Raw genomic sequence first — 14,650 nt, 5'->3', positions numbered from 1 at the left:
TTATGAACCAAAAAGATATTGAAACGCTTGCAATCGCGCTGCCGGAAGACATTTTAAAAGCAAAATGGTGCGGCGATTTTGACCGCGCGTTCCACCTTATCGACCTATACCTTGCAAACGAGAAAGTCCCGGCATTTATGAAAACACGCCTTGCACTGGAGCGTGAGGTCTTGAAAGCACTGCCGACGGGCTACACATACAGCGAAGAAGACGCTTTGGCGCTCGTGCAGAAGGAAATTCCGGATTTCACGAAGGCAGAGCTTGACGCATTGCGTGACCGCGGTGCCATCGACTGGATCTACATCAACGGCAAAACGACGTATTCCCGCACGTTCTACGATACGCTTTTGGGCGTTTACCCGGATATCGCTACGCGTGCAGGCAAGCCGCCGAAGGACAAAAGTGATCGCGTGGAATTTCTGCGCCAAAATGTACGCGACATGAAAAAAGACGGCGACGCGCTGTGGAGCATTCAGCTGCGCGCCCAGTTCCGTCTGCATGACGATGTTTTCCGTCCCGGCGAAGAACTGACCGTGCATCTTCCCGTACCGAAGAACGCGATGAACATGCGCGACATTGAGATCCTTGCGACCTCCCACCCCATTTATAAGCTTGCAGATGAAAATGCACCCGCGCGCACGGTCTCATTCCGCGGCAAATTCGAGAAAAACGAAACCTTCTGGGTCGAATACAAATATCTTTCCTATGTGAAATACAACAACCTCGAATCCGCACAGGTCAGTGCAGAGCAGCCGACGTTTGACACCGAGGAGCTTTACCCGCACATTCGCTTCACGCCGCTCATCCGTGCGCTTTGCAAAGAGCTTTCCGGCGATGAGAAGAACCCGCTTCTGCTCGCACGCAGATTTTACGACTACTGCACGAAGGTCGGTACATATTCGTATGTGCGCGAATACTTCGCGCTGCCGGGCAGCATTCCGGATTATTATGGCGCGGGGCTGCACGGGGATTGCGGCGTGCAGGCGCTGCTGTTCATCACGCTGTGCCGCTGCGCAGGTATTCCTGCACGTTGGCAGAGCGGCCTGTTCGTCACGCCGGATGACACCGGCTGCCACGACTGGGCGCAGTTCTACATTGCTCCCTACGGCTGGCTGTTTGCAGACCCGTCCTTCGGCGGCAGTGCGCACCGCATGGGCGACAGCGAGCGCAACGACTTCTACTTCGGCAATCTCGACCCGTTCCGCATGGCGGCAAACAGCGAGCTTCAGGCGGATTTTGACCCACCAAAGACACAGCTGCGTATCGACCCGTTCGACAACCAGCGCGGCGAAGCCGAATATGCAGATGTCGGCATCCGCTGGATGGACAAGGAGTGCGACTGGAAGACCATCGAAATGAAGAAGCTCTCTTAATTTAAAACGTTAAATGCCCGCCGTGCTTTTGCACGCGCGGGTATTTTTGACCGTAAAGGAACAGATCTATGGAAACGAAACTCGATATTCTGCGGCGCTATTTCGGTTATACGTCCTTTCGCCGCGGTCAGGAGGAAATTGTAGACGCACTGCTCACGGGCCGCGATGCGCTGTGCGTCATGCCGACGGGCGCAGGCAAATCCGTGTGCTATCAGGTGCCGGCACTCCTGCTGCCGGGCATCACGCTTGTCATCTCCCCGCTCATTTCGCTGATGAAAGATCAGGTAGAATCGCTGACGCAGGCGGGCGTGCACGCGGCATACCTCAACAGCTCGCTCAGCCCGGCACAGTACAGCCGCGCACTGCACAATTTATCCGAGGGGTTGTATAAGCTCGTCTACGTCGCGCCGGAACGCCTTTCGACCGAGAACTTCCGTACGGCCGTAGAGAACCTCAATATTTCTCTCATCGCCGTGGACGAAGCGCACTGCGTCTCTCAGTGGGGGCAGGACTTCCGCCCGGACTATTTAAAGATTGCGGAATTTGCCGAAAGTTTGAAAAATCGCCCGACGATCGGCGCATTCACCGCCACGGCAACAAAAGCCGTGCGCAAGGACATTGCGGAGCACCTGCACCTCATTGACCCTGTGCGTATCACGACGGGTTTTGACCGCCCGAACTTATATTTTGGCGTGCAGATGCCGCACAGTAAGGCGCTGGCGCTTTTGAAGCTCATTGAGGAACGCCCAGGCAAATGCGGCATTGTGTACTGCTCCACGCGCCGCACCGTGGAAGAAGTGGACGCGCTTTTAAACGACAAGGGCATCCCTTCCACGCGCTACCACGCCGGTCTGACGGAGGACGAACGCAGGCGGAATCAGGACGATTTCGTCTATGACCGCAAGCCCATTATGGTCGCGACAAACGCGTTCGGCATGGGCATCGATAAATCCAACGTGTCGTTCGTCATCCACTACAACATGCCGAAGAACCTCGAGAGCTATTATCAGGAAGCCGGGCGTGCCGGGCGCGATGGCAGCCCCGCCGAGTGTATTTTGCTTTACAGCCCGCAGGACGTGCGCACGAACCGCTATTTAATCGAAAACAGCGACCCGAACCCCGACCTCGACTTTGAAACGCAGGAAAAGCTCATCCAGCGCGAATACGACCGTCTGCGAAAAATGACATATTACTGCACGACGGCCGATTGCCTGCGCGCATTCATCTTAAAATACTTCGGCGAGCCCGCCGAGGAATACTGCGGCAATTGCTCCAGCTGCGCGGGCGGCTCCGTTTTGGTAGAGGCCACCGTGGAAGCACAGCAGGTGCTCTCCTGCGTGGCGCGCACCGGGCAGCGGCTCGGCATCAGCATGATCTGCGACATTCTGCGCGGCAGCGAAAACGAGCGTGTTTTGCAAATGAATCTGCAAACACAGTCCACCTACGGGCTCATGCGCGAAAAGCCGATTTTTGAAATCAAGCGTATCATCGACGCACTTTTGATGCAGGAATTGCTCATCCAGACCGACGGGCAATACCCGGTTTTAAAGCTGACGCAGAACGCGCGGCCGGTTTTGCTTGGGGAAAAAAGCTTTGAAATGCGTATTCCCGTGCCGCAGGAAAAAGCGAAGAAGCCGGACAAGGCCGCAGGCGATGCCGACCCGAAGCTTTTCGCACGGCTGAAAAAGCTGCGTGCCGCGCTTGCCGCAAAAGCAAGCGTGCCGGCCTACGTCGTTTTCACCGACGCCACTTTGCGCGATATGTGCGCCAAAATGCCGACGGACGAACAGGAGCTTTTGCAGGTCTCCGGCGTGGGCGAGCGCAAGGCGCATCGCTACGGCAAGGCCTTTTTGGAAGAGATCAACCGCAAAGCGGAGGAAGAATAAATGGAACAAGCAAAGCACAAATTCAATCTTGTCGACCACATCGAGGTGCGCGGTGCGCGCGTGCACAATCTCAAAAACATTGACGTCCATGTGCCGCTGCATAAGATCGTTGGCGTAGCGGGTGTTTCGGGCTCCGGCAAATCGTCGCTCGCGCTCGGTGTTTTGTATGCAGAGGGCTCACGGCGGTATTTGGAGTCGCTTTCCACCTACACGCGCCGCCGTATGACGCAGGCGGCACAGGCACAGGTGGACGAAGTTCTATATGTCCCGGCCGCGCTCGCACTGCACCAGCGCCCCGGCATACCGGGCATCCGCAGCACATTCGGCACGGGCACGGAGTTACTCAACAGCCTGCGCCTGATGTACTCGCGCCTCGCAAGCCACCGCTGCCCGAACGGACACTACATTCAGCCGACATTGGCCGTCGCGGCGGGTCAGCCGTGCGTGTGCCCCGTTTGCGGTGCGGAGTTTTTCGCGCCGTCCGCGGAGGAACTCGCGTTCAACAGCCAAGGCGCGTGCCGCAAATGTGACGGCACCGGCATCGTGCGCATTGTGGACGAAAGCACCCTTGTACCGGACGACACCCTCACGATTGACGAAGGCGCCGTGCGCCCGTGGCAGACACTGATGTGGTCTTTGATGAAGGACATCGCACGCGACCTCGGCGTGCGCACCGATGTGCCGTTCCGCGAGCTGACGGAAAAAGAAAAAGACATCGTGTTTCACGGCCCTGCCATTAAAAAGCACATGATCTACCAGAATAAAACGAGCGGCGCAGCAGGCGAAATGGATTTCACCTACTTCAACGCCGTGTATACCGTGGAAAACGCACTCTCCAAAGTCAAAGATGAAAACGGCATGAAGCGCGTGGAAAAGTTTCTCAAGACCGAACCGTGCCCGGACTGCGGCGGCTCACGGCTATCGGAGAAAGCTCGCGCTCCGAAGCTTTGCGGCATTTCTTTAGATGAAGTCTGCCGTATGACGCTCGCCGGCCTCACCGATTGGGTCGCGGACGTGCCGGGTTCGCTGCCCGAAGAAATGCGTCCCATGGCGCAGAGCATATGCGATTCGTTTACATTGAATGCCAAGCGCCTTTTGGAGTTAGGGCTCGGCTACTTGACGCTGGACCGCGCCGCCTCCACGCTTTCCACAGGCGAGCGCCAGCGCATGCAGCTTGCCCGTGCCGTGCGCAACCGCACCACCGGCGTTTTATATGTGCTCGATGAGCCTTCCATCGGCTTGCACCCGGCGAACATCGTCGGCCTCACCGGCGTGATGCACGATCTCATCGACGACGGCAACTCCGTTCTGCTCGTCGATCACGACACGCAGATTTTGAGCGAGGCCGATTGGCTCATTGAAATGGGCCCGGAAGCCGGTGCAAAAGGCGGCCATGTCATCGCGGAGGGCACAACAGACGACATTAAGATAAACGAAAACTCGCAGATTGGCCCGTTTTTGGCGGGAAAGCAGGGCATCTCGCGACAGAAAGCACCCGAAAGCGAGCTTTTCCAAAACGGCGCTATTCACCTTTCCACCGACCGCATCCATACGGTGAAGCCGCTCGAAGTGGATATTCCGAAAGGCCGCCTGACCGTTGTTACGGGCGTTTCCGGCTCCGGCAAAACGACGCTCATTCTGGAAAGCCTTATCCCGGCGCTTTCGGCGCATATTCGTGGTGAAAAGCTACCAGCGCACGTGAAGTCGGTCAGCGCCGAGGGCATTGACCAAGTGAAGCTCATCGACGCTACGCCTATCGGTATCAACGTGCGCTCCACCGTTGCGACATACGCCAATGTGCACGATGAGCTGCGTAAAATTTTCGCCCGCACGCCGGACGCCAAAAAAAGCAAATACAAAGCCGGCGACTTCTCCTACAACACCGGCAAGCTGCGCTGCCCCACCTGCGACGGTACCGGCAGTATCAGCCTGGACGTGCAGTTTTTGCCCGATGTGAATATCCCCTGCCCGGACTGCCGCGGCAGCCGTTACGGCAAAGACGCATCGAAAATCCGCTGCGTGACGAAAAGCGGCGAAGCGTACACCCTGCCCGAAATCATGGACATGGACGTGCGCACGTCGCTTTCGGCCTGCAAGGACTGGAAGCTCGTCTCGCAGAGATTAAATGTCTTAAACAGTCTCGGCCTCGGCTACCTCACGCTCGGTGAGGAAACGCCCGGACTTTCGGGCGGCGAAGCGCAGCGCTTAAAGCTTGCGAGTGAGATGGGCAAGGCACAAAGCGGCTCCGTGTTCGTGTTCGATGAGCCGACCATCGGCCTGCACCCGCTCGACGTGCAGACACTGCTCACCGTGTTCCAAACGCTCATCGAAAGCGGCGCGACCGTCATCGTTATTGAGCACGACCTCGACGTCATCCGCAGCGCTGATTACATTCTCGACATGGGCCCCGGCGGCGGTGAAGCGGGCGGTCGGCTTGTCGCCTGCGGCACTCCGGAACAGATCAAAAACACCGCGGACAGCGTGACCGGAAAATTTATTTAAACTAAGCGCGTGTACCCACAACTCCGTGTGATGCACGCGCCTTTTTTATTCGTCGAATGCTTTTCGCAGCTTTTGCAGCGCTTTTTTCTCAAGGCGCGAGACATAGCTGCGGGAAATGTTCAGCTTTTTTGCGACTTCTCTCTGCACGAGCGGTCGCTGGCCCGTAAGCCCGTAGCGCAGCAAAATGATCTCGCGCTCGCGCGGCGAAAGACGGGTCTTCACCGCCTCGTACAGCTGCCGCACCTTCATGCGCAAGTCGATGTCCTCCAAAATGTGGTCGTCCGTCGCGATGGTGTCGAGCAGCGTCAGCGTGTTGCCGTCCTTGTCTGTATCGATGGGGTCATTCAGCGATACGTCCTGCGCTGTCTTTTTCGCGCTGCGGAAGAACATCAGAATCTCATTTTCAATGCACCGCGAAGCGTAGCTCGAAAGCCGAATGCCCTTTGTCGGGTCGAAGCTGTCCACAGCCTTGATGAGCCCCACCGTACCAATGGAAACGAGGTCATCGCGGTCATTTTCATCGGCATAGTATTTCTTCGCAATGTGCGCCACAAGCCGTAAATTGTGTTCGATGAGTTTTTGCCGCGCGTGGTGGTCGCCCGCCGCCATTTGTTCCAGATATTTTTTCTCCTCCGCCGCAGTCAGCGCCTTTGGAAACGACCCGGCGCTTGTGATGTGCAGAAAGAAAAACAAAATCGACGATAAATACTCCAAAAGCCCCTGAAGCATACCCACTCCCCCTTTGGAGAATGGTATGCTTCAGGGGCTTTTCTTATGTCTTTTGCTATATATTATTTGTGGACAACATACTGGTTCGGGTCGCCGAGCAGTTCCTTCGGCAAGTGGCTTTTATCGCTGAGGCGCACCGTTTCCACGCTGCCGTCTTTGCCGATATAAAATTCCGAAACCGAGGTGTTGCCGCCGATACGAATATCACTCAAACGTTCAATATCGTGCTCCAAAATCTCACACGCCATGCAGCGCAACAAAAAGCCGTGCGACGTGATGACCGCTGTTTTGCCCATGCAATCCGCTTTCACGCGTGCAAGCGCTTTTTTTGCGCGGTCATAGACTTCCGCTGTCGTCTCTCCCTCCGGAAAAATGCAGTTTTGCGGGGAATTCTGCCACTTTTCGGCAAATACCGGATAGTCCGCAAACGCTTTGTCAAGCTTCATGCCGGACAGCGCGCCAACATCCACTTCCATCAGCTCCGGCAGTTTTATGATGGGCAAACTGTGGTATAAATCCACCGCTTCCGCCGTTTTATACGCGCGCTTTAACGGGCTCGAATACACAGCATCGATAGGGATGTTCCGAAACCGCAGCGCCAAAAGCGCCAACTGCTTTTCTCCTGTAGCGCTGATATCGAGGTCAAGCTGACCCTGAAAAATATTCTCGTGGTTGCCGAGGCTTTCGCAGTGGCGCACAAGATATAAGTGTAATTTTTCCATATCATTTACCACGGACGCATCGCACCGGTCAATTCGGAAAGGGTCTTCACGCCGTTTTTATCCATGTAATTCGTAAGCCCTTCGGTAATCTTCACGGGCGCATACGGGTCTGTGAACAACACGGTGCCGATTTGCAGCGCCGTCGCACCTGCAAGCAGCATTTCCACGGCGTCCTGCCACGTGCTGATGCCGCCGAGACCGACGATCGGAATTTTCACCTTCTGATACGTCTGCCACACCATGCGCACCGCAATGGGCAAAAGCGCCGGGCCGGAGAAGCCGCCTGTGTTGTTGTGAATGATCGGACGCTTCGTGTTGATGTCGATACGCATGCCGGTCAGCGTGTTGATCATGGAGACGGCATCCGCACCGGCGCTTTCCGCCGCGAGCGCGATCTCGGAAATATCCGTCACATTCGGGGAAAGCTTCACCATCAGCGGCTTTTTGCAATGCGCGCGCACCGCTTTCGTGATGTCTTCAACGCCTGCGCAGCTCGTGCCGAACTGCACGCCGCCCTGCTTCACGTTCGGGCAGGAAATGTTCATTTCGATCATGTCGATGTCGGTGTCATTCAGTTTTTCTGCCATGGCGCAGTAATCCTCCGGCGTGTTGCCGGCAATGTTCGCAATGATGGTCACGCCCTGCTCGCGCAGCCACGGGAGATCTTTTTCGATGAAGTGATCGACACCCGGATTTTGCAGACCCACGGCATTCAGCATACCGCCGGGGGCTTCCGCAATGCGCGGCGCAGGATTGCCCGGTCGCGCCTTTAACGTGATGCCCTTAGAAGAAATACCGCCGAGTGCGGAGAGCGGGTAAAACTCTGCATATTCGCGGCCGAAACCGAACGTGCCGGACGCCGCAATGAGCGGGTTATGGAACTCCACACCCGCAACCGAAACCTTTAAATCAGCCATCAGAATACCACCCTTTCCGCCGGGAACACCGGGCCGTCCTTACAGACATGGCCCATATACGTTTCACCGTTTTCGTCGTAAAGCTCCACCGCGCAACCGAGGCACGCACCGATGCCGCACGCCATGCGCTCCTCAAGGGAAATTTCGCACGGAATGTTGTGCGCTTTTGCAAACTCCTTCACGGCGCGCAGCATGACCTTCGGACCGCAGGCAAAAATTTTATCGGGGTGCACATCCTGAATTAAATCGATGACAAGGCCGTGGTGGCCGTAGCTGCCGTCATCCGTCGCAATGCGCAGGTCGCAGCCTGCCGTACGGAAGTCGTCTTCCAAAATCACGAAATCCTTATTGCGGAAACCGACCGCCACCGTGGCGTTTTTGCCGCATTGCCTTGCTGCGCCGAAAAGCGGAGGCACACCGATACCGCCGCCGATGAACAAATTGTGCGCGTTCGGGTCGAACGTAAAGCCGTGGCCGAGGGGCGCCAAAATATCCATCTTATCGCCGACCTCAAACTTCGAGAGCTGCTCTGTACCCGCGCCGCGAATCTGGAACACAAAGCGCAGCGTGCCGTTTTCCTTATCGATGTCACAGATGGAAATCGGGCGGCGCAGCGTTTTACCGGGCACGTAAATGTGCGCAAACTGTCCGGGCTGCGCCACTTCTGCCAGTTTCGGCGCTAAGACCGTATAATCAAAGGTGTTCTCTGCGGTCTGCGCGCGGCGCAGTACCTCGCAGAGCTGAACGTCATATTTCATAGCTTGTCCTTTCCGAGCGTTACTCATCCGTTCGCGCGAATTTCGCCGATGCGTGCGCAGATCTCGTCGCGCATGCGAATGGCTTCGCGTCTTGCCGCCTGTGCATAGTCATGCTCGTCGCACTTTTCCTTCTGCCATGCGCACATAATGCCGCGGGAGGAATTGATGATGGCGCCGAGACCATTCTTGTCAAACGCCGGGGCAACGTCATCCGCGCCGCCGCCCTGTGCGCCGTAACCGGGCACGAGGAAGAACGTGTGCGGCGCTTTCTCGCGCATTTCGCCGAGCTGTGCCGGGTACGTTGCGCCGACGACCGCGCCGACGCCGGAGTAGCCGTATTTACCCATAACGCTTTCACCCCAGTGCTCGCAGAACTCGCCCATGGTTTCGTAAACGGTCTTGCCGCTTTCCATTTTCTGATCCTGCAATTCGCCGGAGGACGGGTTGGAGGTCTTCACGAGCACGAAAATGCCCTTATCTTCCGCTTCGCAAACGCCGAGCAGCGGCTTGATGCCGTCCGTGCCGAGGTAGCCATTCACGGTCAGCGCGTCCGCACCGAAGGCTTCCGTTTTCTCGCCGAATACATCCGTTTTGCCGAGGTGCGCCGTGGCGTAGGCTTCCATCGTGGTGCCGATGTCGTTGCGCTTGCCGTCCGTGATGACGAACATGCCCTTTGCGCGCGCGTAAGCGACGGTCTCCGCAAGGGTTCTCACGCCCTGCCAACCGTACATTTCATAGTACGCCGCCTGCGGCTTTACGGCCGGGACAATATCGCATAGCGCGTCGATGAGGCCCTTGTTGTATTCGAGCAGTGCGGCGGCCGCAGCCTCCAGCGTTTTGCCATACTTTGCGACGGCGCCGTCCAGAATGTAGGACGGAATGTACGCGAGCTTCGGGTCAAGACCCGCAACGGTCGGATTTTGGGTTTCCACGATTTTTTCAATCATACGGTCAAAAGACATAGTAATCCCTCTCTCATTTCAAATCTATAATTTCAAATTTCTCAAACTTTTACAGTTCATTAAATACAACTCTGCCGCCACAGACGGTCGCCTTTACGCGGCCCGTGAGCGTCATGCCCTTAAACGGCGTGTTGCGGCTTTTGCCGTGCAGTTTTTCGGAGTCCACAACCCACGCTTCGTGCTCGTCAATCAGCGCAATATCGGCCACTTCGCCCGCACCGATGGCGCCGGCTTCAATGCCGAGCAGCTCCGCCGGGCGCACGCTCATCTTTTCGATGAGCTCTGTAAGCGTCAAAACGCCGGTCTTTACAAGCGCGGTATATGCCGCCGCAAACGACGTTTCCATACCGATGGAGCCGTTTGGCGCGTGCAGAAAATCAGCTTTTTCCGCCGGCGTGTGCGGCGCGTGGTCGGTCGCGATGACGTCGATCGTGCCGTCCTTTACGGCCTCGATCATCGCAAGGCGGTCCTTCTCGCTGCGCAGCGGCGGGTTCATGCGGTAGTCCGCGTCGTGCTTTTCGAGCGCTTCGTCGGCCAAAAGCAAGTAGTGCGGTGCGGTCTCCGCCGTCACCTTTACGCCGCGGGCTTTGGCATCACGGATGAGCGCCGCAGAGGTTGCCGTGCTGACATGGCAGATGTGCACCGGCACGTCATACGCCGCAGCCGCCGCAATTTCGCGCGCCGTGCCGCAGTCCTCCGCCGCCGCAGGTACGCCGGGCAGATTGAGCTTTTCGGAAACTTCTCCCTCATGCATGACCCACTTTTTCGCGAGGAACAAATCTTCGCAGTGCGCCGTCACGCGCATGTGGAGCTTCGGCGCTTCGCATAATGCCTTTACAAGGCAGGCGGTATCGATGACCGGGCGACCGTCGTCGCTCAAAGCAATGGCGCCGGCATCGTGCAGCGCTTCTAAGTCGCACAGCTCTTCGCCTTTCAGTCCCTTTGTAATCGCCGCCGCAACATAAACATGCGCATCGGCGGTCTTTGCTTTGTCCAAAATATAGCGCACAGTCTCGGGCGTATCAACCGCCGGCTTCGTGTTCGGCATACACAAAAGGCTCGTCACGCCGCCCGCCGCAGCCGCACGGCAGCCCGTGTAAATATCTTCTTTATCGGTAAAGCCAGGGTCACGCAGATGCACATGCATATCCACAAAGCCCGGCACCGCCGTTAAACCTTTTGCTTCAATGACTTCGGCATCCGCATCGTACAGGTTTTCGGAAACCGCGCTGATGCGGTCCCCGGAGATCAAAATATTGCCGATATAATCCTCGCCGCGCGCGGGGTTCAAAATGCGCGCACCGCGGATCAGCAAGCGCTTTTGCTCTTGTTCCATTCGTCTCATTCCTTTCGGGTAAACAGCAGGAATTTCAGGATAGCCAGAAATTCTCGGCACAGGTTTTTCGGCAGACTTTTCAAATTGGTCTTCGCATGCAGCGGATACGGCGTAAGTCCCAACATTTTTGCCATGCGGCAGGCGCGCCACTGGTGGTAACTTTGCGTTGCAAGCAAAACGGTATCGGAAAAGCCATTTTCGCGCAGAATATCCCGCGCAAAACGCAGGTTTTCAAGCGTCGTTTTGGAGTTTACTTCCGCAAAGATGCGCTTCGGCGCAACCCCGAACTTCATCAGCGCTTCCTTTGCGGCTTCGCCCTCGCTTTGCGGCTCGTCCTTGCCCTGCCCTCCGGTCGTGATACAAACGGCTTTCGGATAGGCTTTTAGATACGATGCTGCAGTATCCACACGATATTGAAACGCGCGACTGAGGTGCGCGGGGCAGGTTTTCGATGCCCCCACCACCCGTGCGCCAAGCACAATGACAACGCCGTTTTCGGGCAATTTTCTTCTTCGGTGCATAGTTTCTCCTTGTTGCATACTGAATAGCCAAAACACCTCATAATAATTATAAAGAATTCCCCCGAAAACCGCAAGGGCTTCGGGGGAAAAAGTTTACATGGTATGAAATCTCATTTAGGCCGCAGGCTCTGCGATTGTTTCGCCGCCGTTTGTGCCGGGATCCGGCTCTGCGGGTGTCTCGTCGCCGCCGGAGGGTTCGGAGGGAGTCTCTTCGCCGCCGGAAGGCTCAGACGGTGTCTCGTCACCGCCCGCAGGTTCAGACGACGTTTCGCCGCCGGAGGGTTCGGAGGGCACAGAAGGCTCTTCGTAGCCGGAATTATCGGAGCCGCCCGAATAGCTGTAATCGTTGCTGTCGGAGTAGCTGTAATTGTTGCTGGAGCTGCTCTGGGTACCGCTTCCGCTGCTCGTGTACGAGGCTGCGGGATCGCCCGGCATAGAAGCATATCTTGTGCGGTCCGCATCCGTAATGTTCGTATCGGTCTTCGAGAGCGTTTTGCCGTCCTTAACAGCCTGCATCAGCTCTTTTGCCTTATTTACGGTGTTATAATCCGGACGCATGACGTAGGCGTAATCACTCATGGAGTACGGGATCTGCGAATCGCCCGTGCCGGTCACGCTGCATTGGACAACGTTCCAAGAGCCGTTATCGGAAAGCTGACGGCGCACGAGCGCCGCGATGTCGTCATACGGCACATCCATCTCGAAGCAGTCCTTGATGCTGTCCATAATGGAATTGTAGCGCACCAGAATATCCGGGGAAAGTGCCTTATCGATGATGGCGGAAATAACCTTCAGCTGGTTTTTACCGCGCTGAATATCGCCATCCACAAACGAATAGCGCTCGCGGGCAAAGGTCAACGCCATTTTGCCGTCCATCTGCACCTTGCCCACCGGGTACGTGTAGTCGCCCTTTGTAAACGCAACATCGTTATCGACCGTAATGCCGCCGAGCGCATCCACAATGCCGGTAAAGCCGGAGAAATTGAGGCGGAAGTAGTAATCGATATCCGTATCATACAGCATTTCGAGCGTGCCTATGGAAACGTTCACGCCGTAAATACCCGCATGTGTCAGCTTATCCGGGATGCCGCCCGAAACAGGCAGCGGCACATAGTAGTCGCGTGGGGTCGTCACAAGCAGAATCTGGCGCGTTTCCGTATTGATTGTCGCCAAAATGTTTACATCGCTGCGGCCGACCGTGTTAAGGCCCTGGCGCGTATCGCTGCCGCTGATGTACAGGGTGTAAATACGATTTTCCACATCGCCGTTGCCGGTGCTCTGCGTCTTTCCCGCTTCGCTCTGTACCGCCGTTTCCACGTGCAGCACTTCAAGCTCGCGAATTTTGCTTTCCACATCGGCGTATTTATCGAGCTCCGTCACAACGTCGAGGTATGCAGTATTTAGGATGATCGCATCGCATTCTTTGTTGAGCAGGCCGTCGATGAGCTGTGTGATGCCGGCATACGTCTTCGTTGTCACTGCACTGCCAAAGCGCTCTGTGATCTGGCTGACGGCGGAATCGGTGCTTTCGCGGTCAAGCGATTCCAAAATGCCGAACGTATAGCCCTTCGTGTCTTCCAACGCGGAAGCCGGGTCATCCGTGCGCACATAGACCGCTACGGGCGTATATTCCGTGCGCACCGTGCCAATCTCCGTCAGCGTGCCGGTCGCGACCGAAATGTAGTTGCTCGCAAGACCAAGCACCAGCGCCAGTACCAGAGAAAGCGACGCGCCGCAGATGAACTGCCCTTTATTTCGGATGCTGCGTACCAACAAAACAGCAGAAGCCACCAAAAGGACAAGTGCAATACCGCCAAGGATCAGCAGCTTCGTCGGCACCATCTTGCTTTGCAGAAGGATCACCATAAACACGGCAAACACTGCCACCAAAAGGACAGAGATCACCATACCCGGAATCCGTTCCTTCCATTTGCTCATATCATGTACTCCTTTGATTTTGACGTTTCAGGGAAACTCAGCACGTCGCGCATTCCGCGGCAGTGCCTTATCCGAGTTATTATATCGCTTTTACCCGTTGTGCGTCAACGGATTTGAACAAAAAGCCGTCAAAATCAGTAAAACGCCGACAAAACATCTGCATTTTTAGCTACAAAACACTATTTTGACGAAGCCGTCCGCACAGCAAAAAGCTGCTGCGGGTGCACAGCCGCGTAAAAATTATTCAGGATAAATCCGGCAAAATCCGTCCCGCTCTGCGTGAGCGCGTCGGCGCAGTCGTTTAATATACCGGCCGGCGTGTAGTCCTGCCGTACAACGAGCACCGAAAGATCCGAAAGCGCACTGAGCGCCTCGGCATCGGCGGAAAGCAGCATCGGTGGGGAATCGAGCAAAACGTAGTCAAAGCGTTCGTCCGCCCGCGCCGCCAAAAGCAGCTTTTTCAGCTTTTCGCTGTGCAAAAGGCGCTCCGGGTGCGCGGCGGGCGCGGTAAGGCCGAGAGAAATGCCGTATTTTTCCGAAAAAATAAGCGGCGGCTCCGCGTCTTTCTCTGCCTGCAAATACTGCCCGATCCCGTTTTTAGCCGCCGCCCGCAGGCCGAAAATTTTGTGCAATGCCGGTTTTCTTAAATCGAGATCCAACAGCAGCACATGCCGCCCGCGCATGGAAAGCGCCAGCGCCAAATTCACCGCTACGCTTGATTTTCCTTCGTTTTCTCCCGCGCCCGTGAGCAGCAGCACTTTTTTGCCGTCCCGCCGCATGCGGTGCTCCAACGCCGCGCAGAGATCCTGATACGCTTCCGTGTAGGTGTACCGCACAAAAGGGTCTGTCAGCAGCGCCGCAGCCTTGCGTCCCGCACCGCGGCTCTTTTTTACGAACAGCCGCTTTTCCTTGCGCTCGTGCCCGATGGTGCCCAGCACGCGCCGATCCAGCGTATGCCGCGCGGCCTGCGGAGTTTGCACCGTATCGCGCCGCAGAAACAAAACCG

Annotated in this window: 12 protein-coding genes; 3 read left to right on the top strand and 9 right to left on the bottom strand. The window is 56.5% G+C overall.

Annotated elements, in window-relative coordinates:
* Nucleotides 1-2: 2 nt before the first annotated feature.
* The 3 genes from ACLTX1_RS08600 to ACLTX1_RS08590 all read left to right on the top strand — a co-directional run bounded on the left by ACLTX1_RS08600 (nt 3) and on the right by ACLTX1_RS08590 (nt 5,761).
* Complete coding sequence (locus ACLTX1_RS08600; protein WP_395590377.1) at nt 3-1,373, top strand: transglutaminase-like domain-containing protein; 1,371 nt, start codon at nt 3-5, stop codon at nt 1,371-1,373.
* Nucleotides 1,374-1,441: 68 nt separating this feature from the next.
* Nucleotides 1,442-3,259, top strand: coding sequence for a DNA helicase RecQ (gene recQ, locus ACLTX1_RS08595; protein ID WP_412330772.1), 1,818 nt, complete (start codon nt 1,442-1,444; stop codon nt 3,257-3,259).
* Nucleotides 3,260-5,761, top strand: coding sequence for an excinuclease ABC subunit UvrA (locus ACLTX1_RS08590; RefSeq protein WP_412330771.1), 2,502 nt, complete (start codon nt 3,260-3,262; stop codon nt 5,759-5,761).
* A 45-nt stretch (nt 5,762-5,806) separates the two neighbouring features.
* Here ACLTX1_RS08590 and sigK read toward each other — a convergent pair whose 3' ends face one another.
* The 9 genes from sigK to ACLTX1_RS08545 form a co-directional block, all read right to left on the bottom strand.
* Nucleotides 5,807-6,490 (bottom strand): RNA polymerase sporulation sigma factor SigK, encoded by a 684-nt coding sequence (gene sigK / locus ACLTX1_RS08585; RefSeq protein ID WP_412330770.1) that lies wholly within the window; start codon nt 6,488-6,490, stop codon nt 5,807-5,809.
* 62 nt (nt 6,491-6,552) lie between these two features.
* Nucleotides 6,553-7,212: a histidine phosphatase family protein gene (locus ACLTX1_RS08580; RefSeq protein WP_176820731.1), complete on the bottom strand. Its 660-nt coding sequence runs from the start codon at nt 7,210-7,212 to the stop codon at nt 6,553-6,555.
* Between the two features lie 5 nt (nt 7,213-7,217).
* On the bottom strand, nt 7,218-8,129 hold the full coding sequence (locus ACLTX1_RS08575) for a dihydroorotate dehydrogenase (RefSeq protein WP_308448962.1): 912 nt from the start codon (nt 8,127-8,129) through the stop codon (nt 7,218-7,220).
* A complete protein-coding gene (locus ACLTX1_RS08570) occupies nt 8,129-8,887 on the bottom strand; it encodes a dihydroorotate dehydrogenase electron transfer subunit (RefSeq protein WP_412330769.1) in 759 nt (252 codons plus the stop codon). Before ACLTX1_RS08570 ends, ACLTX1_RS08575 begins: the two co-directional genes overlap by 1 nt.
* A gap of 23 nt (nt 8,888-8,910) precedes the next feature.
* Nucleotides 8,911-9,849, bottom strand: a complete 939-nt coding sequence (pyrF, locus tag ACLTX1_RS08565; protein ID WP_343284887.1) for an orotidine-5'-phosphate decarboxylase — start codon at nt 9,847-9,849, stop codon at nt 8,911-8,913.
* Nucleotides 9,850-9,898: 49 nt separating this feature from the next.
* Nucleotides 9,899-11,185: a dihydroorotase gene (locus tag ACLTX1_RS08560; RefSeq protein ID WP_412330768.1), complete on the bottom strand. Its 1,287-nt coding sequence runs from the start codon at nt 11,183-11,185 to the stop codon at nt 9,899-9,901.
* Between the two features lie 5 nt (nt 11,186-11,190).
* Nucleotides 11,191-11,706, bottom strand: a complete 516-nt coding sequence (locus ACLTX1_RS08555) for a YdcF family protein (protein ID WP_316519434.1) — start codon at nt 11,704-11,706, stop codon at nt 11,191-11,193.
* A gap of 114 nt (nt 11,707-11,820) precedes the next feature.
* Nucleotides 11,821-13,644 carry an LCP family protein gene (locus tag ACLTX1_RS08550; protein ID WP_412330767.1) on the bottom strand — a complete coding sequence of 608 codons (1,824 nt, stop codon included), beginning with the start codon at nt 13,642-13,644 and terminating at the stop codon, nt 11,821-11,823.
* 179 nt (nt 13,645-13,823) lie between these two features.
* Nucleotides 13,824-14,650 (bottom strand): CpsD/CapB family tyrosine-protein kinase (locus ACLTX1_RS08545; RefSeq protein WP_412330766.1); only part of this gene is annotated, 827 nt, incomplete at its 5' end.

The sequence above is a fragment of the Hominenteromicrobium sp. genome, from assembly GCF_046974225.1.
Classification (GTDB): domain Bacteria; phylum Bacillota; class Clostridia; order Oscillospirales; family Acutalibacteraceae; genus Hominenteromicrobium; species Hominenteromicrobium mulieris.
Note: the sequence above shows the minus strand (reverse complement) of the source record. Positions and strands in the feature narration are given on the sequence as shown.

Bases quoted from the DNA above. Each gene is read 5' to 3' on its own strand.
- ACLTX1_RS08590 (WP_412330771.1), top strand. From the start codon at position 3,260: ATGGAACAAGCAAAGCACAAATTCAATCTTGTCGACCACATCGAGGTG.
- ACLTX1_RS08555 (WP_316519434.1), bottom strand. From the start codon at position 11,706: ATGCACCGAAGAAGAAAATTGCCCGAAAACGGCGTTGTCATTGTGCTT.
- ACLTX1_RS08550 (WP_412330767.1), bottom strand. From the start codon at position 13,644: ATGAGCAAATGGAAGGAACGGATTCCGGGTATGGTGATCTCTGTCCTT.
- ACLTX1_RS08580 (WP_176820731.1), bottom strand. From the start codon at position 7,212: ATGGAAAAATTACACTTATATCTTGTGCGCCACTGCGAAAGCCTCGGC.
- pyrF (WP_343284887.1), bottom strand. From the start codon at position 9,849: ATGTCTTTTGACCGTATGATTGAAAAAATCGTGGAAACCCAAAATCCG.
- ACLTX1_RS08575 (WP_308448962.1), bottom strand. From the start codon at position 8,129: ATGGCTGATTTAAAGGTTTCGGTTGCGGGTGTGGAGTTCCATAACCCG.
- recQ (WP_412330772.1), top strand. From the start codon at position 1,442: ATGGAAACGAAACTCGATATTCTGCGGCGCTATTTCGGTTATACGTCC.
- ACLTX1_RS08570 (WP_412330769.1), bottom strand. From the start codon at position 8,887: ATGAAATATGACGTTCAGCTCTGCGAGGTACTGCGCCGCGCGCAGACC.
- ACLTX1_RS08600 (WP_395590377.1), top strand. From the start codon at position 3: ATGAACCAAAAAGATATTGAAACGCTTGCAATCGCGCTGCCGGAAGAC.
- ACLTX1_RS08560 (WP_412330768.1), bottom strand. From the start codon at position 11,185: ATGGAACAAGAGCAAAAGCGCTTGCTGATCCGCGGTGCGCGCATTTTG.
- sigK (WP_412330770.1), bottom strand. From the start codon at position 6,490: ATGCTTCAGGGGCTTTTGGAGTATTTATCGTCGATTTTGTTTTTCTTT.